Source organism: Hyphomonas sp., from assembly GCF_965284475.1.
Taxonomy (GTDB): domain Bacteria; phylum Pseudomonadota; class Alphaproteobacteria; order Caulobacterales; family Hyphomonadaceae; genus Hyphomonas.
Genome location: NZ_OZ260087.1, coordinates 1,563,828 through 1,581,243 on the forward strand (window position 1 = coordinate 1,563,828; position 17,416 = coordinate 1,581,243).

The window sequence follows — 17,416 nt, forward strand, 5'->3', positions numbered from 1 at the left end:
CCTTCTTAGCCTGTCGCGCGCACGGCCTGGCCGGCCTTGCGCACCACATCGGCGTGCGGACAGCCCGATGCCCCGGTCGGGCAAAGGCGACTTCCGGCACAGGAGCGGATCGTCCCGGTCATGTCCAGCGCTGCCAGTGTCTCCCCGGCAAGCGTTCGGATGAAACCAGGGTGCACACCCAGGGCTTCGACGCGCGTATAGCTGGCCGCGCCATTCTGCTCTGCCAGCAGCTTGTATTCCTCACCCAGTTCAACCAGCGTCTCGATATGTTCTGAAACGAATGCAATCGGTGCGATCAGTATATTGCGCTTGTCTCTGGCAGCGCGCTCAACCTCTTCGTCCGTCGATGGACCGATCCATTTGAGCGGGCCGACACGGGACTGGTAACAGCCGACAACGTCCCAGTCCTGCGGCACCCGCGCAGCAATCATCGCCACAAGTGTCTCGCACTGCCATTGGTAAGGATCGCCTGCTGCAACGATTTTTTCCGGCAATCCGTGCGCCGACAGCAAGAGGCTCACATCGCCCGGCCGGCCAGCCTGATCGAACGCCGCCATGATCTGGTCGACATGCGCCGCGATAAATCCTTCCTCGAAGGGATAGCAACAGACTGTCCGCGTCGGGCTGGCATAATGCTTCTTCCACTCCGTCAGCGACGATCCCGTGGTTGTCGTCGAGAATTGGGGATAAAGCGGCAACAGCACCACTTCATCAGCGCCCCAGTCCTTGACCGCCCGGGCGGCATCCTTGGTGAAGGGGTGCCAGTAGCGCATCGCAATGAATGTGCGCACCTCGTCACCCGGCAGCTCAGCTGCCAGCTGGATCTGCAGGGCTTCAGCCTGTTTCTCGGTTTCTGGCAACAGGGGCGATCCACCGCCAGATCCCATCAGGGCGTAATTCTTCCTGGCAGACGGCGCACGCGTCTTTGATATGAACCGCGCCAGTGCCCACCGGATCGGCAATGGTGCCTGGATGATCGCCGGATCATCGAACAGGTTGCGCAGGAATGGCTGCACGGCATCAGGTCCGTCCGGGCCTCCCAGATTGAACAATACGACGGCAATCTTGCGGCCCATCAATAATCAGCCTTCCCGAATGACCTTGAGAACACGTTCGACATTCGCAATCGGCGTTTCCGGCCGGATGCCGTGTCCAAGATTGAATATATGGGGACGGCCCTGATAGGCTGCCACCAGTTCGCGAACGCGCGCATCCAGGCGCTCACCGCCTTCGATCAGCAGTAACGGATCTAGATGTCCCTGCACCGGCATCTGCGCTGGCAGGGAAGCCTTCACGAAGGACGGCACCGCTGCCGTATCGAGCCCCACGGCCGTCACGCCGGTCAATTCTGCGTATTCCGGCAACATGGCAGCCGCGCCACGCGGAAAGCCGATAACGGGAACCGTCACACCCATCTCCCGCAACAGGGTCACCAGTTTCGCCGTTGGCCTGATGATGACTTCCCGGAAGATGTTATCCGGCAAGCCTTCGGCCCAGCTGTCGAACAGCATCAACGCATTCGCGCCTGCCTCGACCTGCCTGACCAGATAATGCGCAGTCGCTTCGATCACATAATCCATCACGGCGGCCAGTTCGTCCGGCTTGCCATGTGCCCATCGCCAGGCGAGCGACTTGTCCGTCTTGCCCCGGCCCTCGATGGCATACAGGCTCACCGTCCAGGGCGAACCTGCAAAACCGACCAGCGCTGTATCCCCGGGCAATTCCGCGCGCACGCGCGAAACGGTTTCATAAACCGGTGCCAGCCGGTCTGCAGCTTTCTGCGCCGGTACCGTGCCGAGATCTGCAGCCGAATCGATCTGCTGCACAATCGGACCCACGCCTTTCTCGAACTCCACGCCAAGACCCATTGCATCCAGAATGAGCAGGATGTCAGCAAACAGGATGGCAGCATCCATGCCATACCGGCGGACCGGCTGCAGGGTCGCCTCGGTTGCCATTGACGGCGTATAGCAGAAATCGAGGAAGTCCCTCGCCCGCGCTCTCAACTCGAGATATTCCGGCAAATGGCGTCCGGCCTGTCGCATCATCCACACCGGAGGCCTCTTGGCTGGTGTGCCACCAAGAACGCTGATCAGTTTTGATGTGCCCGTTTGCCCCATGACCTTCTCAAATCTCTCATTTCTCAAAAGCCCGTCAGGGCGCTTATTATTACTATGCAGTGATATCAGGGGAGAAAGGCCACTCACAGGATTTGTCCAGCAAATTCCACACGCGAGTCACAGGGTGTCGCACCCCATTAAGGTTTCCTTAACCTGCAATCGCCGCGAGGGTTAACGAGCGATTAACGCACCTTATGGAGTCACAGGATGAAACATAGCAGGAATACTGGGGAGTCAGATTCGGTCGCATGTGAATGAATTGTGACTCCCGGTGTGGCGATTCTCTTGTCCACAGCTTGTACACAGGTCTTGTGAAATCGGTCTGCCATCGGCAAGAGAGTGAACCATGGCCAGTCCACAACGCCCCAGCATCTATTTCAATGTCCACCTCGTGTCCGACAGCACGGGGGAAACCCTGAACGCTGTCCAGCGCGCCGCCTGCGCCCAGTTCGAAAATGTACAGCCCCTCGAGCACAACTACTACCTTGTGCGGTCCGAGCGCCAGCTCGAGCGCGTGATGCGTGAGATCGAGGCGGCGCCTGGCGTCGTCTGGTACACGATTTCCGATGAAGCCCTGCGCAAACGGCTCGAAGCATTCTGCCGCGAGCGCGGTGTTGCCACGCTTCCTGTGCTGGATGCCTCGATCGCCATGCTTGGCCGCCATCTCGGCGTGTCTGCCAATCAGAAAGTCGCTGGCCAGCATGCGCTCGACCAGGACTATTTCGACCGGATGGAAGCCATTAATTTCACGCTGGCCCATGATGACGGCCAGAATGTCGATGGCCTCGTCGGCGCTGATGTCATCCTGCTGGGTGTCAGCCGCACATCGAAAACACCGACATGCGTCTACCTCGCCAACCGCAAGGTCCGCGCCGGCAATATTCCACTCGTTCCGGGCGTGCCACTGCCGGGTTTTATCGAGGAGTTCGGCGAGAAAGGGCCGATGGTTGTCGGCCTCAAGATCAGTGCCGAACGTCTCGTGCAGATTCGTCGCCAGCGTCTCATCTCGCTGAATGAGGACGAACACACAATCTACGCCGATGAGGATGCAGTTCGCGATGAGGTGACCCAGGCCAACCGCCTCTTCCAGCGCAACAAGTGGAAAACCATCGACGTGTCGCGTCGCTCCGTCGAGGAGACCGCTGCGGCTATCCTCAATTTCCTCAACGAACGGCGCGGACACGCATGAGCCCCCGCATCACACTCGCCTCCGGCAGCGCCAGCCGCCGCGCGCTCCTGGCAGGGGCCGGAATCGACGCTGACAGCATCAAGCCGAATGTCGATGAGGATGCGGCCAGGGCGGCCATGCGCGCCGAAGGCATGTCTGTGCGCGACCAGGCCATGCAGCTTGCCGAACTCAAGGCCATAAAAGTGTCGGCCCGCACGCCTGGCCTGGTGATTGGCGGTGACCAGATGCTCTCGCTCGAGAATGAAGCGTTCGACAAGCCGGCCGACCTGGATGCAGCCCGCGACCACCTTCGCAAACTGTCCGGCAAGACCCACACGCTCGAGACGGCTATTGTCATCTGCGAAAATGGCACACCTGTCTGGCGGCACCTGGCCCGGCCGAAACTTACCGTCAGGGAGCTGAGCGATGCCTTTGTCGATTCCTATGTCGAGCGGGCAGGCGAAGCGCTTCTCTCCACCGTCGGCGCCTACCAGCTCGAAGGCCTTGGCGCGCAATTGTTCACAAAGGTCGAAGGCGACTATTTCTCCATTCTCGGCCTGCCGCTCCTGCCCCTGCTCGACTATCTGCGGACCCGGGGAGCCCTGGAATCATGACAGGGCTTTACGGTGTTATCGGCGATCCCGTTGCCCACTCGCTCTCGCCCCTCATCCATAACAAATGGATGCGCGACCATGATATCGACGCCACTTACAAAGCCATGCAGGTGCCCGAGGGCGAACTTGAAGCTGCGCTTGAAACGCTCACAAGGCAAGGCGCGCGGGGCCTCAATATCACCCTTCCCCACAAGCAGACCGCGCTCGCGCTGGCAGATGAAGTGGGCGATCTTGCCCGCCGCATCGGCGCGGCCAACACGCTGATCCGCACTGAATCGGGCGGCTGGCTCGCCGAGAATACGGACGCACCCGGCTTCATCCACACAATCAATACCGCCGGAATTGACGTCGCCGACAAGACCGTTTTCCTGCTCGGTGCGGGCGGTTCGGCGCGGGCGCTTGCCATTGTGCTGACAGATCTCGGCGCCAATCTTACCATCTGCAACCGGACGATTTCCCGCGCTGAGGAGATTGCCGGTAATCTCCCGGTCAGGCCGGAAGTCTGCACCCTCGATATTGGCCTCGAACGCCTCGCAGCGGCTGAGCTGGTCGTCAACACGATCAGTCTCGGGCATTCCGGCCAGGCCCTTCAATTGCCCGCGGGAACGGGCCGCACCTTCTACGACATAAGTTACGGCAAGGCCGCCGCGCCAACGCTCGCCCATGCTGCCGAACAGGACTGGAAAACCATGGACGGGCTTGGCATGCTGGTGGCGCAGGCGGCATTCGCTTTCGAACACTGGTTTGGCATCGTTCCCGACATGGCAGAGGCTGAGGCGCGCTGCCGCGGCGTGGTGGAGGCAACGACATGATCATCCTTGGACTGACCGGATCCATCGGCATGGGAAAATCGGCGACTGCCCAGCTTTTCCGCGAGGAAAATGTTCCGGTCTATGACGCTGACGCTGCCGTCCACGCACTATACGAAAAAGGCGGGGCGGCGGTTGCCCCCGTTGAGGCGGCCTTTCCAGGCGTAACGGTAGACGGCGCGATAGACCGCATCCGCCTGCGCGAACGTGTGCTCGACAATGCCGAGGCCATGAAACAGCTCGAGACGATCGTCCATCCGCTGGCCGGTGCCGCCCAGCACGATTTCCGTCAGGCCGCTCGTGAGGCCGGTGCGCCTTTCGTGGTTGTCGACATACCCCTGCTCTACGAAACCGGTGGCTGGCAGTTCTGCGATTATGTGGTCGTTGTCAGCGCCTCGGCCGCTGTCCAGCGCGAACGCGTCCTCTCACGGCACGGCATGACCGAAAAGGCGTTCGAATCCATTCTTGCGCGCCAGGTACCGGATGCTGAAAAACGCGCCCGCGCTGATTTCATTATCCCGACCGAGCATGGTTTTGAGTTTGCGCAGGACCTGGTTCGCGCGATAGTCGCCCTGATGATTCGCAAGGACGCCGACGACCACGCATGACCACACATATCCGGGAAATCGCCTTCGACACTGAAACAACGGGCCTCAACCCGAATGACGGGGATCGCATCATCGAAATCGGCGCGGTCGAGATGATCAATCACATTCCGACCGGAAAGACCTTCCGCTCGCTCATCAATCCGCGCCGCCTCGTGTCCGAGGCTACGGTACGCATCACCGGCATTACTGACCAGCACCTGAAGGACGCGCCGTTCTTTGAGGAAGCGCATGTCGTCGACGCCTTCCTTGAATTCATCGGTGATGACGTGCTTGTTGCCCACAATGCCGGGTTTGACAGGGGCTTCCTCAACATGGAGCTGGCACTATGCGGCCGGGCGCTGATCGAGGATCACCGCTGGATCGACACGGCGGCCATGGCCCGGAAGAAATATCCGGGCGCACCGGCCAGCCTCGATGCGCTTTGCAAGCGTTTCGACATCTCGCTGGAAAGCCGCACGCTTCACGGCGCCCTGCTCGACAGCCAGCTATTGGCGAGCGTCTATCTTGAACTGCTCGGCGGGCGCGCACGAGCCTTTTCGTTCGATACACCAGCCGAAGACATGAAGCGTGGCGAACGCCGGTCTGCCCGCCAGCGCCCGAAACCGCTTGCGCCGCAGATCACCAGGGCCGAACAGGCCGCTCACGCCGCCTTCATCGAGGCGTTGGGGCCCGACTGTCTCTGGAAACAGGCCTGAGGCCTGCTATTGCTGGGTCGGCGGGGTACTTGCGGCGGCGCGGCGGACCTGGGCCTGGTACAGCGCAACAAAATCGACCGGATCGATCAGCAGGGGTGGGAAGCCGCCTTCACGGGTGATCTCGGCGATGATGCGGCGCGCAAACGGGAACAGCAGGCGCGGGCATTCGATCAGCAGCATCGGCTCCAGCTGGTCCTGTGCAATGTTCTGCAACTGGAACAGGCCGGCATAGTCGAGTTCGGATATGAACATCACCTTGTCATCCGCCATCGCCTTGGCCGACAGCTTCAGCGATACTTCAAACAGGCCGTTGCCATCGGCATGCGGCTTGGCGCTAACATCAATGCCGAGATCGATATTCGGCTGCGACTGGACAGGAGAATGGCCGGGGTTTTCGAATGACAGGTCTTTGACGTACTGGCCAAGAACGCGCATCACGGGTGCGCTTGGCGTGTCGCCATTGGTGCCCTCTGGGCTATTGGGGTTTCCCGGTGCGCTCGTGTCTGTCATGATGGTCCCTCTGCCTGCAACGAACCGCGCGCCTAGCATGTGGCCTTAGAACGCGCAACGCATCACTGGCTTATCAGGCGTTTCGTGCCTATCTAGGAAGGGAAACGCGAATGCCTGAAGGATATCTGTTCTAAATGTTCGACCCTGTTATCGAGGTTCTTGTACTTGCCGCCGTCGCGCTGGTCGTGCTGTCGCGCCTCTATATGGCACTTGGCAAGGGCGGCAATGACCGGCCGGTCCAGCGCCCGAACCCCGCGCCGTCGCCGCGCGACACCAAACCGGTTGACCTGTCAGAGCATCGCGAGCGCCGCGGGCCATCAGACCGTCCGATCTTCACGGGTCCAGCGGCGGGCGGGCTCGAAGAAATTTACAATGCCGATAACAGCTTTTCGGAATCCGGTTTCCTGCAGGGCGCCAAGGCAGCCTATACGATGATCGTTGCCGCCTTCGCCCGCGGTGACCGGGACGCCCTGCGGCCGCTGCTGGATGACGATGTCTACGAAGCCTGGGACGCGGCCATATCAGCCCGCACGCCCGGCGATGCGCCGCATTTCGATCTCCTGCGCATCCGGCGCGCGGAAATTGACAGTGCAGAACTCGACGGGCGCATGGCCCGCATCATGATCCGCTACGAGGCCGAACTTGGCGATGGCGAGACGACCCGCACCGCCAAGGAAATCTGGACCTTCATGCGCGATGTCGCATCGCCTGATCCCAACTGGATCCTCGACGACGTCGAAACGGCCAACTGACCGGCAAACGCGCGCCTCGCGCATGTTTAACATGACAGGCGCGCGCGAAGCGGGCCATAAACCGGTGCATGTTTCGCGCTTTCGCCGCCATCTTCCTGTCGCTTGCGCTGGCCTCGTGCCAAAGCGCGCTGCGTCCGCCCATCGTCTATCCCGATCAGGACGTGGCCGTGCTGAAGCCACCGGCTACGGCCGTGACCGGGACTTACGGGGACCTTCCCGGTTGGTCGTCCGCGCGGCTGATGGCCAGCCTCCAGGCCTTCAAGCGCAGTTGCGAGCGTCTCGCCAAACGCCCCAAGGCTGATTATGTCTCCTCGAAGGCCACATGGGCCGGCACGGTCGGCGAATGGACGCCAGCGTGCGCTGCGCTGGCACGGGCGCATGACGAAGCCGGCGCCCGCGCGGCTTTCGAGTCCCTCTTCATTCCGCTCGAGGCCGTGTCTCCTGACGGCAAGAGCCGCTTCACCGGATATTTCGAGCCGACCTATGAGGCCCGACGAACGCCGGTTGCGCCCTATACCGAGCCTGTCCCCGCCCTTCCGGCCGACCTTGTGCCCAACGGAGCCTCCCCGCTTCAGCGCCTGCCCAACGGATCGACGCGGCCCTATCCCTCGCGTGACGAGATCACGCGGGCCGGTGTCGTGCCGATTGCCTACGCCCACCCTTCGGACGTTTTCTTCCTGCAGATTCAGGGATCGGGGCGCCTCACCTTTCCTGACGGGTCTACCACGCGCGCTGTCTATGCGGCGCATAATGGTCATCCGTTCAAGTCAACGGCCAACTGGCTGATACAGACCGGACGAATTACAGCCGGCCAGGCAAGCATGCAGGGCATTCGGGCATGGATGGACCGCGCCGGGCCGGCAGAGGCGCGCCTGGCAATGAACCATAATCCGCGGTTCGTTTTCTTCCGCGCCGAACCGGAAGGCGATCCGGCACTGGGTCCGGTCGGTGCGCAAGGCGTGCCGCTCACGCCGCTCGGATCCCTGGCCGTCGATACCGATATCCAGCCGCTTGGCGTGCCGATGTTCGTGCAGACCACAGCGCCTGGCCTCGGCGGCAACTGGTCCGGCCTGCTGATCTCGCAGGATACGGGCGGGGCAATCAAAGGCGCGGTGCGCGGCGACCTTTATTTCGGCACCGGCACGGACGCGGGTGCGCGGGCTGGCACGATGAATGCGCCCGGGCGTCTCTGGGTGCTCCTGCCCCGCGGCGTCGGCCAGCGCCTGATCCGTGCCATGCAGGTCTCTGACCTGTCGGCGCTTGGCGATCCATCGCTGGCGCCTTAAACGGGGTCCATGTCGAAGCGCCGCCTGACCCCCGATGAAGCGAAAGCCTGGTCGCGGGTTGCCAGATCGATCAAACGGATCGGTCCTCAGCCGACAGACTTCGAGGCCCTGATTTCGGCGCTCGAGGCGGGTGAACCGGCAGGCAACGCTCCCACATCACCCCCTGCCACGCCCCCCACACGCCCTGTTTCACCCCTTTCGCAGCCCTCAACCTCCCACCACCCCCCCGTCTCCACCCCCGCAAACAGGGGGAAGGAGAAGCGGGTCAGGCGCGGAAAGCTCGCGGTTGCAGCGACGTTCGACCTTCATGGACACACGCAGGCCAGCGCCGCGCGGGCCCTGCCCGGCTTCCTGTCGAATGCCCAGCTTGATGGCGCGCGATGTGTATTGGTTATTACAGGTAAGGGCAGGCTCGGCGAAGGCGTTCTGAAGCGCAACTTTCTCGCCTGGCTCGAAACCCCCGAGGCCCGCTCAATGGTGTCAGGCTATGCCGAAGCGCACCAGCGCCATGGCGGCGCGGGGGCATTCTACGTCTTTCTTCGGAAACTGCAGCTGTGACTCCAGGTTACCTTAACTGAAGTCGCGGAAGACGTCGGCCGCAGACACGTCCTTCTGGCGCTGTTCCTGCTCCGTCTCGGCTTCGTATCCGGCCGCATCATCCTGTGTTGGCTGCAGGCCGGGCCCTTCCACGTTGACGCTTCTTTCAGCCTCGATGCGGCGGCGCTTGTCTGCCGACTTGGCGATCACTTCGTCCAGTTCGATCTGGGTGCAAAGGCCCAGTGTAACCGGGTCAACCGGGCGAATATTCTGCGAATTCCAGTGCGACTTGTCGCGCACATTGTTGATCGTCGATTTCGTCGTGCCGATCGTCTTGGAAATCTGCGCATCCGACACTTCAGGGTGGTTGCGAATGAACCAGGCGACCGCGTCAGGCTTGTCCTGGCGGCGAATGACCGGTGTATAGCGGCTGCCCTTACGCGGTGGCTGAGGGATGTGCGCGATCTTCGACGTGGCGATCTTCAGAACATAATCAGGGTTTTCTTCGCCGCGGGCAATTTCCTCGCGTGACAGGATGCCGCCGGCAATCGGGTCAACGCCGCGCATGTTCTCGGCCACGTCACCATCCGCGATGCCCTTGACCTCGAGATGGTGCAGGCCGCAGAAAGCGGAAATCTGGGTGAAGGTCAGCGTCGTGTTGTCCAGAAGCCAGACGGCGGTCGCCTTGGGCATGAGTATCTCGGACATGGAAGTCTCCTTGGAGCGCGTTGGGGCCTGAAATGCAGCCGCCCGACACTTCGTGCCGGGCGGTCAAGGTTTCAGGCAAGCTTGGAACCTGATTTCCTTATAGGTCATGCAGGCCGGAATGAAAAGGCGTTCACTTCACCGGGCAAGAATGATCTTGCCGGAATGCTTGCCCTCCTTCATCCGCGCATGCGCTGATTCCGCGTCGTCAAAGGCAAATGTACTGTCCAGCACAGGCTTGATCCGGCCCGACACGACATGCGGCCAGAAATCTTTTTCCACGGCGTCACGGATGCGTTGTTTCTCCGCCACGGGCCTTGCCCTTAATGTGGTGGCCGCAAGGGTCAGGCGCTTCATCAGGACGGGCGCGAAGTTCACGGTCGCCTGGAAGCCGTTCTGATAGGCGATGTTGACAATGCGCCCGTCGATCCTGGCTGCGGAAATGTTTTTCTGCACATAGTCTGCGCCCACCATGTCGAGGATGACGTCAGCCCCGCCTGCGTCCCGGACAATCGCCTCATAATCCTCTTCGCGGTAGTTGATCGCCCTGTCAGCGCCCAGTTGGGTTGCCAGGGCGCATTTCTCAGCGCTGCCGGCCGTGGCAAAGATCCTGGCCGCGCCTGCGACACGAGCCATCTGGATGGCCATCACGCCGATACCGCTGGTTCCGCCATGACACAGGAAATTCTCCCCGGTGCGCAGGCCGACACGGTCGAACACATTGGCCCATACGGTAAACAGCGCTTCCGGCAGGCAGGCGGCATTCACCATGTCCATACCTGCGGGAATGGGAAGAAGAGAGCCCTGGTCGACGCTTGCCAGCTCGGCATAGCCGCCGCCAGCGAGCAGGCCGCAAACAGCGTCACCGACCTTCCAGCGGGAGACGCCTTCCCCCAGGGCCCTGACGGTTCCGGCAATTTCCAGGCCCAGGATGGTCGAGGCACCGGGCGGCGGCGGATAGGCGCCTGCCCGCTGGACCAGGTCGGCGCGATTGAGCCCTGCAGCCGCAATTTCGACCAGTACCTCGCCAGCCTTCATGACGGGCGCTTCAACGTCCCCCCAGCGGAGCGGCGCGCCCTCATCGACGATTACGGCTTTCATCATGTCTGTCATTCGTTCAATCCTTCAGAAAATTCACGCCCGGGGAGTCGCTTCTATCCCGCCTTTCTGGTTTTATGAAAGGGCAACACCGATAGCAGAGGAGGCATGGCCATGTTCGACGAAGAGCCAATCCTGACACATCGCGCCCAGACACTCGATCAGATGTCGATTGAGGACCTGCGCGAGCGTATTCGGATGCTGAGCGCGGGAATCGCTGATTGCGAGCGGGAAATCAGCAGGAAAGAGGCTCAGAAATCTGCAGCGGATGCGCTGTTTGGCACAAAGAGTTAAGTCCCCGGAAACGGGTTGTGACCTAAACATTTACGTTGGCATTTGTGTTCTGAGGTTTCGATTATGGCGGCAAACGGGTCTCCCGGGAACGGTTCCGACAGCCTCAACAGCTTTACCGGCGGCAAACTCTTCGACACCGTGTTCGCCCGGGGCATGGCACTGGTGGAAGAAACGGCCTCCTATCTGGATGGGCCGGGCCGTGAACATGCACGCACGTTGCCGCGCGAGGCAGGTCTGACCTATTCTGCCTGGAGCATGGAGCTGACGACCCGCCTGATGCAGGCTGCCAGCTGGCTTGTCATGCAGAAAGCCGTCCGCGATGGCGAGATGCGCCGCGAAGACGCGTCGGCGCGCAAATACCGGATCCGCCGGGATGATCCGCCTCTGGATGCCGAAGCGCAACGCGACAAGGGGCTGCCATTGCGGTTCCTGGAACTGGTGGCGCGGTCAGAGGCCCTGTTCGAACAGATTTGCCGGCTTGATCAGGCGCTTTACAGCGCGCCAATCCCCGGCCAGGCGAAGAATGCCGTTTCCGACCAGATAGCCCAATTGCAGAAAGCGGCAGAGACTGGCGCCTTCGACCCGCTGATGGTCTGGCACCGCGCGAAGTGACAGATGGGTCTAAGCGTTGCTTGATGACGCCGGCGGCGGGGGCAGCAGACTGGCTTTGCTGTGGTTTCGTGCGTTGCGCAGCCGCAGCGAGCGGGGCCGCTGATAGACAAAATTCAATGGAGTCGCGCGCACCATTCGATGGAAGATGAGTGGCAAAGCGACACCGCCAAGTGTGATGGCCAGACAGGCAAGGCCGGCATCTCCGATACGTCCGTTTATCGCGAGCGCCTGCTGCAGGACAGTCACGGGAATGGCGAATGTCAGGTAGATGACCAGGCAATGGCGACCAGCATGGCCGAGGACTGCCAGCCATTTGATGCGGCTGAGCTGAAGGCCCAGCGCAACAATTGCTGCGGCGCCAGCAAGGCCGAGTGCCAGGCTGATAAGCGGCAGGTCAGACACGTTCAGGGCGACGAAGGCGGCATTCGCAACGGCCCACCCCAGAAGGACATTCCATAATTCCCGCGTGTGTCCCATCACGCGGTCAGCAAATTCGAACACATGGGGTGCAGCAACGAAACCCGAAAAGAAGAACACAAACCACGCACCGAACTGATTGGCGACAATCCATCCGGTGTCGATCCATCCGGTCGCAAAAGCGACCTGCAGCAGGGCCGCAGATACGAATACCTTTTGCGGTGACAGGAACCTCGAAAGCCGGGTCACGGCATGGAAGACGATCAGCATGTACACAAGCAGGAGACTGTCCGGCGGTGAAACAAGTGCGGTCAGGATGCTGCCCATCAGTGCAAAAGGCGCAGTCGCGCTGCCAGCCGGTGCCAGCATCAGGCTCTGAATCACCAGCCAGACCAGGTAGAAATAGATAAAATGGAGAATCTTCCGATCAAGAAAATGCTTGCCGGGGCCAAAGACGGACAGATTCAGGAACAGGGCGGACAGAAAGAAAAAGGCTGGCAACAGCGCTGGTTCAGCCCAGGTGATTACGCCATTCATCCAGCTGGTTTGCCGGATCATGTCTGCATAGCCCAGAGAGGCATACGCCGCGACAATCAGGATGATGCAGACGCCCTTCGCATGATCGACCCAATTTATACGTTCTAGCGGCATGTCCTGCGACCCCGGGGTTTTGTTTCCCGGTGCGGTGCAAGAATCATGCGCGTTGTTGGGAGCGGTTACCTAAAAAGTGGCGTAAACACGCAGGAAATTACCGGCCTGCTCTGCGCAGAAGCCTTCCCGGACGGGCGCGCGCATGACCATCAGTCGATGCCAGAGTGGCCCCAGTAGAAGTTCGACGACTTCATCCAGGTCGAAATCGCGGCGAATCACCCGTTTTCCGGCAAGCTCGGCCAGAAGCATCCGCAGGGGCTGGCGAATGTCACGGCCGATCCATGCGCGCCAGACTTCTCCGGCGTCCTTGTCGTCGGCTGCCGCAAGCAAGGCAACGCGGAGGACTGCATGACCCTGTCCTGTACGGGCTGTTGCTTCCAGCGGCACGATCAATGCCGTAATGCGCTCCTGGGGATCCCGGCCCCCGTCTGGACTGTCAGGTATCAGGGCGAGTGCGGCGTCAACACACATGGCGCCGATGGATGGCCACCAGCGATAGATTGTCTGTTTCGACGCACTGGCGCGCTTGGCGACGCTATCGACGCTGAACCCCCTCCAACCCATCTCGGCCATCTCGATCCGCGTTGCATCAAGGATCGCCGCCTTCGACGCCTCGCTGCGCGTCGGTCCCTTCCGGGAGGCCTTGGTTCCTTCAGTTGCAGTCGCCATGGAATTCTCCTGGAGGGGCGATGGGAGTTTGGGGACGGCTCGACGCCTTGTTCGGTATTATATGCATATCGCTAACAAATTGTCCCGATCCGCCTTGCTGAATACGCATTATGCAGTACGCAAGCCGAAAACAGTCAGGAGAATGTCATATGGAGTCTATTGATGACTTGATTTCAGGCTACCGTCGGTTTCGCGCGGGTGCCTATTCAGAGCAGGCCGCCCTGTATCGCCAGCTGGGCGCGGGGCAGGATCCCAATATCATGTTGATCGCCTGCGCCGATAGCCGCGCAGACCCGTCGGACATTTTCAACGCGGCGCCGGGCCAGTTGTTCGTGGTACGAAACGTCGCCAACCTGGTGCCGCCTTATCAGCCCGACGGCGGCTTGCACGGTGTCAGCGCGGCGCTCGAATATGCGGTCAATGTCCTGGAAGTCGAACATATCGTCGTAATGGGACATGGCGGTTGCGGCGGCATATCCGCGTCACTGAGTGGTGCAGGCAATCCTGCGATCGGGGAGTTTGTCACGCCCTGGGTGACCCTGCTGGAAGAAGCGCGCGAGCGTGTTGTCGCCAGCGGCTCGATCAATCCCCAGTTTGCGCTTGAGCTGGAGGGTATCGAAGCGTCCCTGAAGAATCTTCTCACCTTCCCGTTTGTATCGCAGTCGGTTGAAGCCGGGCGGCTGTCCCTTCATGGCGCATGGTTTGCCATCATGCATGGCGAACTGCACTGGCGAAATGCCTCGACCGGCCGGTTCGAAGTCGTTTCGACTACCTAGCCGTCGTCAGGAACGCAGCGAATATTGCAGACGCCAGCATGGCCGTTGCAGCCATCCGGTTGAACCAGACGGTGAATGCCGGATTCTGGAAGCGCTGGTTCATGGCGTCCGCGGCCCAGGCGTAAATCGTCAGGCCAAGCATTTCGGTGGCCGTGACAGTGACCATGATGATGCCAGCCTGAAGTGCAAGGGGGCGCGCAGGGTCGAAATAGCCTGGCAGGAGCAAGCCAAAGAAGACCAGCGCGTTGGGATTCAGGAGCTGAAGCCCGACACCCCGGCCGAAGAGGCTTGCCTTGGGGGGCGCCTGTGCAGCGCTCGCGCGCGGTTGGGACGACGAGTCAGTTGCCATCTTCCACGCCAGCCAGGCGATAAAAAGCAATCCCGCAATCTTCAGCCCCAGCAACAGGGAAGGCGCGCTGGCCGCGAAGGTCGCAATGCCGGTAGCTGCCAGTGAGATCCAGACCAGATTGGCGGCCGATACACCGATTGCGGGAACAAGCGCCGTCGTGGCGCCATAGCGGAGCGATGTGCTCATCACCATCATGACGGCCGGGCCGGGTGTCAGGCCGCCAGCAAAGAAGAGCGCCAGGAGCGCTATCCAGACAGATATGTCCATCTACCGGTGCCCTCGGGCCCATGGAAAGAGGCGCGCGACGACAAGCGTAGCCGCCTGCCCGCCGATCAGGTTTTCTTGCCGCGCTCGACAGCGAGGGAAATCAGTTCGCGCGCCTTTTCAATGCCGTACCAGCCTTCGATGCGCGTCCACTTGCCCTTTTCGAGATCCTTGTAGTGCTCAAAGAAGTGGGCCGTCTTGTCGACCAGAGTCTGCGGAAGGTCGTGATAGGTCGCGATCTTGTCATAATAGCTGGTCAGTGCACCGTGCGGCACGGCGAGGATCTTCTCATCCGGGCCTTTGTCGTCAGTCATCATCAACACGCCGACGGGGCGAGCACGCACAACGCTGCCCGGCACAAGCGGGCGGTTGCCAACGACCATGACGTCGATTGGATCCCCATCAAGGCTGAGCGTGTGTGGAACGAACCCGTAATTACATGGATAACGCATTTCCGTGTAAAGATAGCGGTCCACAAACATGGCGCCTGACGCCTTGTCGATCTCGTATTTGATCGGGTCGCCGCCCAGCGGCACTTCAATCAGGACATTGACGTCATCGGGTGGATTTTGGCCGGTGGCGATCTTGGACAGGTCCATGTGACAAAGCTCACTTGTTGCATCTGGGAGGGAAATTCTTGCTGGCGAGGCGGATGGCCTGTCATGGCCCTAACGTCAAGTCTGCCGCGTGATCGAGAGGGTTAATATCGGCCGGGATTCGCGCGCTCGGCCAGCGTCAGATGTGTTTGAGCGCGTAATTGAAACTGATCGACAGGCGCGGCCGTTCGGAGCGGTTTGGCATCACTTCATGGCGCAGCCAGCTTTCCCACATAATCGCATGGCCTTCTTTCGGGGAGACGTAGACAAAGCGGCGGGCCGTTTCGGGCGCGTCGTCCTCCGGCTGGGGCGCCGCCATCATGAAGCCGAGGCGCGGGTCCTCGAATTTCAGGTCGCCGGCCCCCTCCGGAATGGTCACATAATAGGTTCCGGAGATGACGCTGCCGGGATGAATGTGTCCGGAATGGGTGCCACTTTCGCCAAGGATATTGACCCAGAGCCCGTTCAGCTCGAGCATCTGGCCTTGCATGTCCCAATGCAGGTCGCGGGCAAAGGCGTCCGCTGCTTTGTCGAGTTGCGACTTAAGCGCCGCAATTTCGGGGAACCGCTCCGGCAAGTCATCAAGCGAGGCGTAGGACGTATAGCCGTCATACCCTTCCCGGTCGCACCAGTCATTGCCGGCTTCGTCTTCATCCTCGAGCACCCAGCACACTTTTTCGAGTGATGTCCGCAGCGCGTCATCACCGATGGCGGCATGGCGAAGCAGGGTCGGGAAGAGTGTCTGAACGGTCATGGAGTGTGGCCACAGGGATGGTTGGGGGGCGGCAAGGGTGGTGCACACCCCCCGGCAAGACGGTCATTTCAGGCCCGTATGCATACGGGCCTGAAATCATTCAGGTTTGACGAATTTCAGTGTCATCCGGTCACTCTCGCCGATTTCGGCATAGATGGTTGGATCGAACCCGTCCGGCGTATTGCCTTCGCGATCAGACGTCGCGCTGACAGGCTGCAGTGTCCAGACCCCGAACGGATGATCTGCGGTGTCAGCCGGGTTGGCGTTGATTTCGCTCGACCCTGCGAACTCGAAGCCGGCGGCAATCGCGCGGGCTTTCACATAGTCCTCATGAACATATCCGGTCGCACCGGTCGGGTCCTGCGTCGCGGTTGAGGGCAGCCGGTGCTCGACCACACCGAGCACGCCGCCCGGCTTGAGCGCCGCAAAGGCATCGGTAAAGAATTTTTCAGTATAGCCGCCGGACATCCAGTTGTGGACATTGCGGAAAGTCAGCACGGCATCGGCTGTGCCCGGCTCGGTCAGCGGACCGCTTACGCCCGAGAACACGCTGTATTCGATCGTTCCGAACTGCGGATCGGCATAGTTCGCCTTGAATTCGGCAAGGCGGGCTTCGGTGCGTTGCCTGCGCTCTTCATCCGGTGCGGCAGCCGGGTCGAACCCTGCCGCAACCAGCGTGCCCCCACCAGCAGCCAGATAGGGAGCGAGTATATTTGTATACCATCCGCCGCCTGGCCAGATTTCGACAACAGTATCGCCGGGCTCAACGCCGAAGAATTCAAGCGTTTCAGCCGGATGGCGCCAGGCATCGCGCGCTTTTTCCTCGTCGGAGCGCGCCGCATTGCTGACGGCCACTTCAAGCGGGCTCAGCGCCGGTGTCGTTTCAGCCGTCTCAGCGGCCGCTGGCGCTTCGGGCTCTGCCGGGGCCTCAGCGGGCCCGCAGGCGGCGAGCAAGCCAAGCGCAGCGCCAGCCATCAGGAAATTCTTCATTGCGTTCTCCTCCATCAACATCTTGAACACCCCTTTACGCTACCCAAATACCAGTTGTCACGGTGCTGCAATGCGGGCCGGGACCGGGCGATGTGCCAGCGCCAATGATGGGCTGGGTGTTCGCATTTCCCGAGAATGCCGA

General features: G+C 61.1%; 22 protein-coding genes. 11 read left to right on the top strand and 11 right to left on the bottom strand.

All coding sequences use genetic code 11. From position 1 onward, the window contains the following. Positions 1-5: 5 nt before the first annotated feature. Both hemH and hemE read right to left on the bottom strand, forming a co-directional pair. Positions 6-1,076 (bottom strand): ferrochelatase, encoded by a 1,071-nt coding sequence (hemH, locus tag ACQ66M_RS07445; protein ID WP_430402882.1) that lies wholly within the window; start codon positions 1,074-1,076, stop codon positions 6-8. A 6-nt stretch (positions 1,077-1,082) separates the two neighbouring features. Next, complete coding sequence (gene hemE / locus ACQ66M_RS07450; RefSeq protein ID WP_430402884.1) at positions 1,083-2,120, bottom strand: uroporphyrinogen decarboxylase; 1,038 nt, start codon at positions 2,118-2,120, stop codon at positions 1,083-1,085. A 346-nt stretch (positions 2,121-2,466) separates the two neighbouring features. Between hemE and ACQ66M_RS07455 the strand changes: the two genes are divergently transcribed. The 5 genes from ACQ66M_RS07455 to dnaQ are packed head-to-tail and all read left to right on the top strand — an operon-like array spanning position 2,467 to position 6,014. Then, on the top strand, positions 2,467-3,309 hold the full coding sequence (locus tag ACQ66M_RS07455) for a pyruvate, water dikinase regulatory protein (RefSeq protein ID WP_350173235.1): 843 nt from the start codon (positions 2,467-2,469) through the stop codon (positions 3,307-3,309). Continuing rightward, the gene (locus tag ACQ66M_RS07460) at positions 3,306-3,902 is read left to right on the top strand and encodes a Maf family protein (protein ID WP_430402886.1); all 597 of its coding nucleotides are present in this window, start codon (positions 3,306-3,308) and stop codon (positions 3,900-3,902) included. Before ACQ66M_RS07455 ends, ACQ66M_RS07460 begins: the two co-directional genes overlap by 4 nt. Next, entirely contained in the window at positions 3,899-4,714 is an 816-nt protein-coding gene (gene aroE / locus ACQ66M_RS07465; RefSeq protein ID WP_430402888.1) for a shikimate dehydrogenase, read from the top strand. Before ACQ66M_RS07460 ends, aroE begins: the two co-directional genes overlap by 4 nt. Then, the gene (gene coaE, locus ACQ66M_RS07470) at positions 4,711-5,319 is read left to right on the top strand and encodes a dephospho-CoA kinase (protein WP_350173241.1); all 609 of its coding nucleotides are present in this window, start codon (positions 4,711-4,713) and stop codon (positions 5,317-5,319) included. Before aroE ends, coaE begins: the two co-directional genes overlap by 4 nt. Further along, a complete protein-coding gene (gene dnaQ, locus ACQ66M_RS07475; protein WP_430402890.1) occupies positions 5,316-6,014 on the top strand; it encodes a DNA polymerase III subunit epsilon in 699 nt (232 codons plus the stop codon). The genes coaE and dnaQ overlap by 4 nt, the downstream gene beginning before the upstream one ends. Positions 6,015-6,020: 6 nt before the next feature. Here dnaQ and secB read toward each other — a convergent pair whose 3' ends face one another. Then, positions 6,021-6,524 (bottom strand): protein-export chaperone SecB, encoded by a 504-nt coding sequence (gene secB, locus ACQ66M_RS07480; RefSeq protein WP_430402892.1) that lies wholly within the window; start codon positions 6,522-6,524, stop codon positions 6,021-6,023. Between the two features lie 134 nt (positions 6,525-6,658). Between secB and ACQ66M_RS07485 the strand changes: the two genes are divergently transcribed. From ACQ66M_RS07485 to ACQ66M_RS07495, 3 genes are all read left to right on the top strand, one after another. After that, on the top strand, positions 6,659-7,276 hold the full coding sequence (locus tag ACQ66M_RS07485; protein WP_430402894.1) for a Tim44/TimA family putative adaptor protein: 618 nt from the start codon (positions 6,659-6,661) through the stop codon (positions 7,274-7,276). A gap of 68 nt (positions 7,277-7,344) precedes the next feature. After that, positions 7,345-8,562, top strand: coding sequence for a murein transglycosylase A (mltA, locus tag ACQ66M_RS07490; protein WP_430402896.1), 1,218 nt, complete (start codon positions 7,345-7,347; stop codon positions 8,560-8,562). Positions 8,563-8,571: 9 nt separating this feature from the next. Beyond that, positions 8,572-9,120, top strand: coding sequence for a Smr/MutS family protein (locus tag ACQ66M_RS07495; protein ID WP_350173251.1), 549 nt, complete (start codon positions 8,572-8,574; stop codon positions 9,118-9,120). A 12-nt stretch (positions 9,121-9,132) separates the two neighbouring features. Here ACQ66M_RS07495 and ACQ66M_RS07500 read toward each other — a convergent pair whose 3' ends face one another. Beyond that, entirely contained in the window at positions 9,133-9,807 is a 675-nt protein-coding gene (locus tag ACQ66M_RS07500) for a DUF1013 domain-containing protein (protein WP_350173253.1), read from the bottom strand. Positions 9,808-9,942: 135 nt separating this feature from the next. Further along, positions 9,943-10,917 carry an NAD(P)H-quinone oxidoreductase gene (locus ACQ66M_RS07505; RefSeq protein WP_430402898.1) on the bottom strand — a complete coding sequence of 325 codons (975 nt, stop codon included), beginning with the start codon at positions 10,915-10,917 and terminating at the stop codon, positions 9,943-9,945. 99 nt (positions 10,918-11,016) lie between these two features. Here ACQ66M_RS07505 and ACQ66M_RS07510 point away from each other — a divergent pair, with 99 nt between their 5' ends. Beyond that, positions 11,017-11,196 (top strand): DUF1192 family protein, encoded by a 180-nt coding sequence (locus tag ACQ66M_RS07510; protein WP_430402900.1) that lies wholly within the window; start codon positions 11,017-11,019, stop codon positions 11,194-11,196. A 63-nt stretch (positions 11,197-11,259) separates the two neighbouring features. Then, positions 11,260-11,808 carry a DUF1465 family protein gene (locus ACQ66M_RS07515; protein ID WP_430402902.1) on the top strand — a complete coding sequence of 183 codons (549 nt, stop codon included), beginning with the start codon at positions 11,260-11,262 and terminating at the stop codon, positions 11,806-11,808. Positions 11,809-11,817: 9 nt separating this feature from the next. On the opposite strand, the gene ACQ66M_RS07520 is transcribed toward ACQ66M_RS07515, so the two are convergent. Together ACQ66M_RS07520 and ACQ66M_RS07525 are read right to left on the bottom strand one after the other, a co-directional pair. Then, positions 11,818-12,876, bottom strand: coding sequence for an acyltransferase family protein (locus ACQ66M_RS07520; RefSeq protein ID WP_430402904.1), 1,059 nt, complete (start codon positions 12,874-12,876; stop codon positions 11,818-11,820). A gap of 69 nt (positions 12,877-12,945) precedes the next feature. Further along, on the bottom strand, positions 12,946-13,545 hold the full coding sequence (locus ACQ66M_RS07525) for a TetR/AcrR family transcriptional regulator (protein ID WP_350173262.1): 600 nt from the start codon (positions 13,543-13,545) through the stop codon (positions 12,946-12,948). Positions 13,546-13,694: 149 nt separating this feature from the next. On the opposite strand from ACQ66M_RS07525, the gene ACQ66M_RS07530 reads away from it, so the two are divergent. Continuing rightward, positions 13,695-14,321: a carbonic anhydrase gene (locus tag ACQ66M_RS07530; protein WP_430402906.1), complete on the top strand. Its 627-nt coding sequence runs from the start codon at positions 13,695-13,697 to the stop codon at positions 14,319-14,321. Here the strand turns inward: ACQ66M_RS07530 and ACQ66M_RS07535 are convergent. From ACQ66M_RS07535 to ACQ66M_RS07550, 4 genes are all read right to left on the bottom strand, one after another. Beyond that, on the bottom strand, positions 14,314-14,937 hold the full coding sequence (locus ACQ66M_RS07535; protein ID WP_430402908.1) for a LysE family translocator: 624 nt from the start codon (positions 14,935-14,937) through the stop codon (positions 14,314-14,316). The two genes, ACQ66M_RS07530 and ACQ66M_RS07535, sit on opposite strands and share 8 nt — an antisense overlap. A 65-nt stretch (positions 14,938-15,002) precedes the next feature. Continuing rightward, a complete protein-coding gene (gene ppa / locus ACQ66M_RS07540) occupies positions 15,003-15,533 on the bottom strand; it encodes an inorganic diphosphatase (protein WP_350173268.1) in 531 nt (176 codons plus the stop codon). Between the two features lie 136 nt (positions 15,534-15,669). Then, positions 15,670-16,284 carry a TIGR02466 family protein gene (locus ACQ66M_RS07545; protein WP_350173270.1) on the bottom strand — a complete coding sequence of 205 codons (615 nt, stop codon included), beginning with the start codon at positions 16,282-16,284 and terminating at the stop codon, positions 15,670-15,672. Between the two features lie 96 nt (positions 16,285-16,380). Then, the gene (locus ACQ66M_RS07550) at positions 16,381-17,274 is read right to left on the bottom strand and encodes a class I SAM-dependent methyltransferase (RefSeq protein WP_350173272.1); all 894 of its coding nucleotides are present in this window, start codon (positions 17,272-17,274) and stop codon (positions 16,381-16,383) included. Between the last annotated feature and the right edge of the window lie 142 nt (positions 17,275-17,416).

Coding starts and splice junctions, on each gene's coding strand:
- hemH (WP_430402882.1), bottom strand. CDS start 1,076: ATGGGCCGCAAGATTGCCGTCGTATTGTTCAATCTGGGAGGCCCGGAC.
- hemE (WP_430402884.1), bottom strand. CDS start 2,120: ATGGGGCAAACGGGCACATCAAAACTGATCAGCGTTCTTGGTGGCACA.
- ACQ66M_RS07455 (WP_350173235.1), top strand. CDS start 2,467: ATGGCCAGTCCACAACGCCCCAGCATCTATTTCAATGTCCACCTCGTG.
- ACQ66M_RS07460 (WP_430402886.1), top strand. CDS start 3,306: ATGAGCCCCCGCATCACACTCGCCTCCGGCAGCGCCAGCCGCCGCGCG.
- aroE (WP_430402888.1), top strand. CDS start 3,899: ATGACAGGGCTTTACGGTGTTATCGGCGATCCCGTTGCCCACTCGCTC.
- coaE (WP_350173241.1), top strand. CDS start 4,711: ATGATCATCCTTGGACTGACCGGATCCATCGGCATGGGAAAATCGGCG.
- dnaQ (WP_430402890.1), top strand. CDS start 5,316: ATGACCACACATATCCGGGAAATCGCCTTCGACACTGAAACAACGGGC.
- secB (WP_430402892.1), bottom strand. CDS start 6,524: ATGACAGACACGAGCGCACCGGGAAACCCCAATAGCCCAGAGGGCACC.
- ACQ66M_RS07485 (WP_430402894.1), top strand. CDS start 6,659: ATGTTCGACCCTGTTATCGAGGTTCTTGTACTTGCCGCCGTCGCGCTG.
- mltA (WP_430402896.1), top strand. CDS start 7,345: ATGTTTCGCGCTTTCGCCGCCATCTTCCTGTCGCTTGCGCTGGCCTCG.
- ACQ66M_RS07495 (WP_350173251.1), top strand. CDS start 8,572: ATGTCGAAGCGCCGCCTGACCCCCGATGAAGCGAAAGCCTGGTCGCGG.
- ACQ66M_RS07500 (WP_350173253.1), bottom strand. CDS start 9,807: ATGTCCGAGATACTCATGCCCAAGGCGACCGCCGTCTGGCTTCTGGAC.
- ACQ66M_RS07505 (WP_430402898.1), bottom strand. CDS start 10,917: ATGACAGACATGATGAAAGCCGTAATCGTCGATGAGGGCGCGCCGCTC.
- ACQ66M_RS07510 (WP_430402900.1), top strand. CDS start 11,017: ATGTTCGACGAAGAGCCAATCCTGACACATCGCGCCCAGACACTCGAT.
- ACQ66M_RS07515 (WP_430402902.1), top strand. CDS start 11,260: ATGGCGGCAAACGGGTCTCCCGGGAACGGTTCCGACAGCCTCAACAGC.
- ACQ66M_RS07520 (WP_430402904.1), bottom strand. CDS start 12,876: ATGCCGCTAGAACGTATAAATTGGGTCGATCATGCGAAGGGCGTCTGC.
- ACQ66M_RS07525 (WP_350173262.1), bottom strand. CDS start 13,545: ATGGCGACTGCAACTGAAGGAACCAAGGCCTCCCGGAAGGGACCGACG.
- ACQ66M_RS07530 (WP_430402906.1), top strand. CDS start 13,695: ATGGAGTCTATTGATGACTTGATTTCAGGCTACCGTCGGTTTCGCGCG.
- ACQ66M_RS07535 (WP_430402908.1), bottom strand. CDS start 14,937: ATGGACATATCTGTCTGGATAGCGCTCCTGGCGCTCTTCTTTGCTGGC.
- ppa (WP_350173268.1), bottom strand. CDS start 15,533: ATGGACCTGTCCAAGATCGCCACCGGCCAAAATCCACCCGATGACGTC.
- ACQ66M_RS07545 (WP_350173270.1), bottom strand. CDS start 16,284: ATGACCGTTCAGACACTCTTCCCGACCCTGCTTCGCCATGCCGCCATC.
- ACQ66M_RS07550 (WP_350173272.1), bottom strand. CDS start 17,274: ATGAAGAATTTCCTGATGGCTGGCGCTGCGCTTGGCTTGCTCGCCGCC.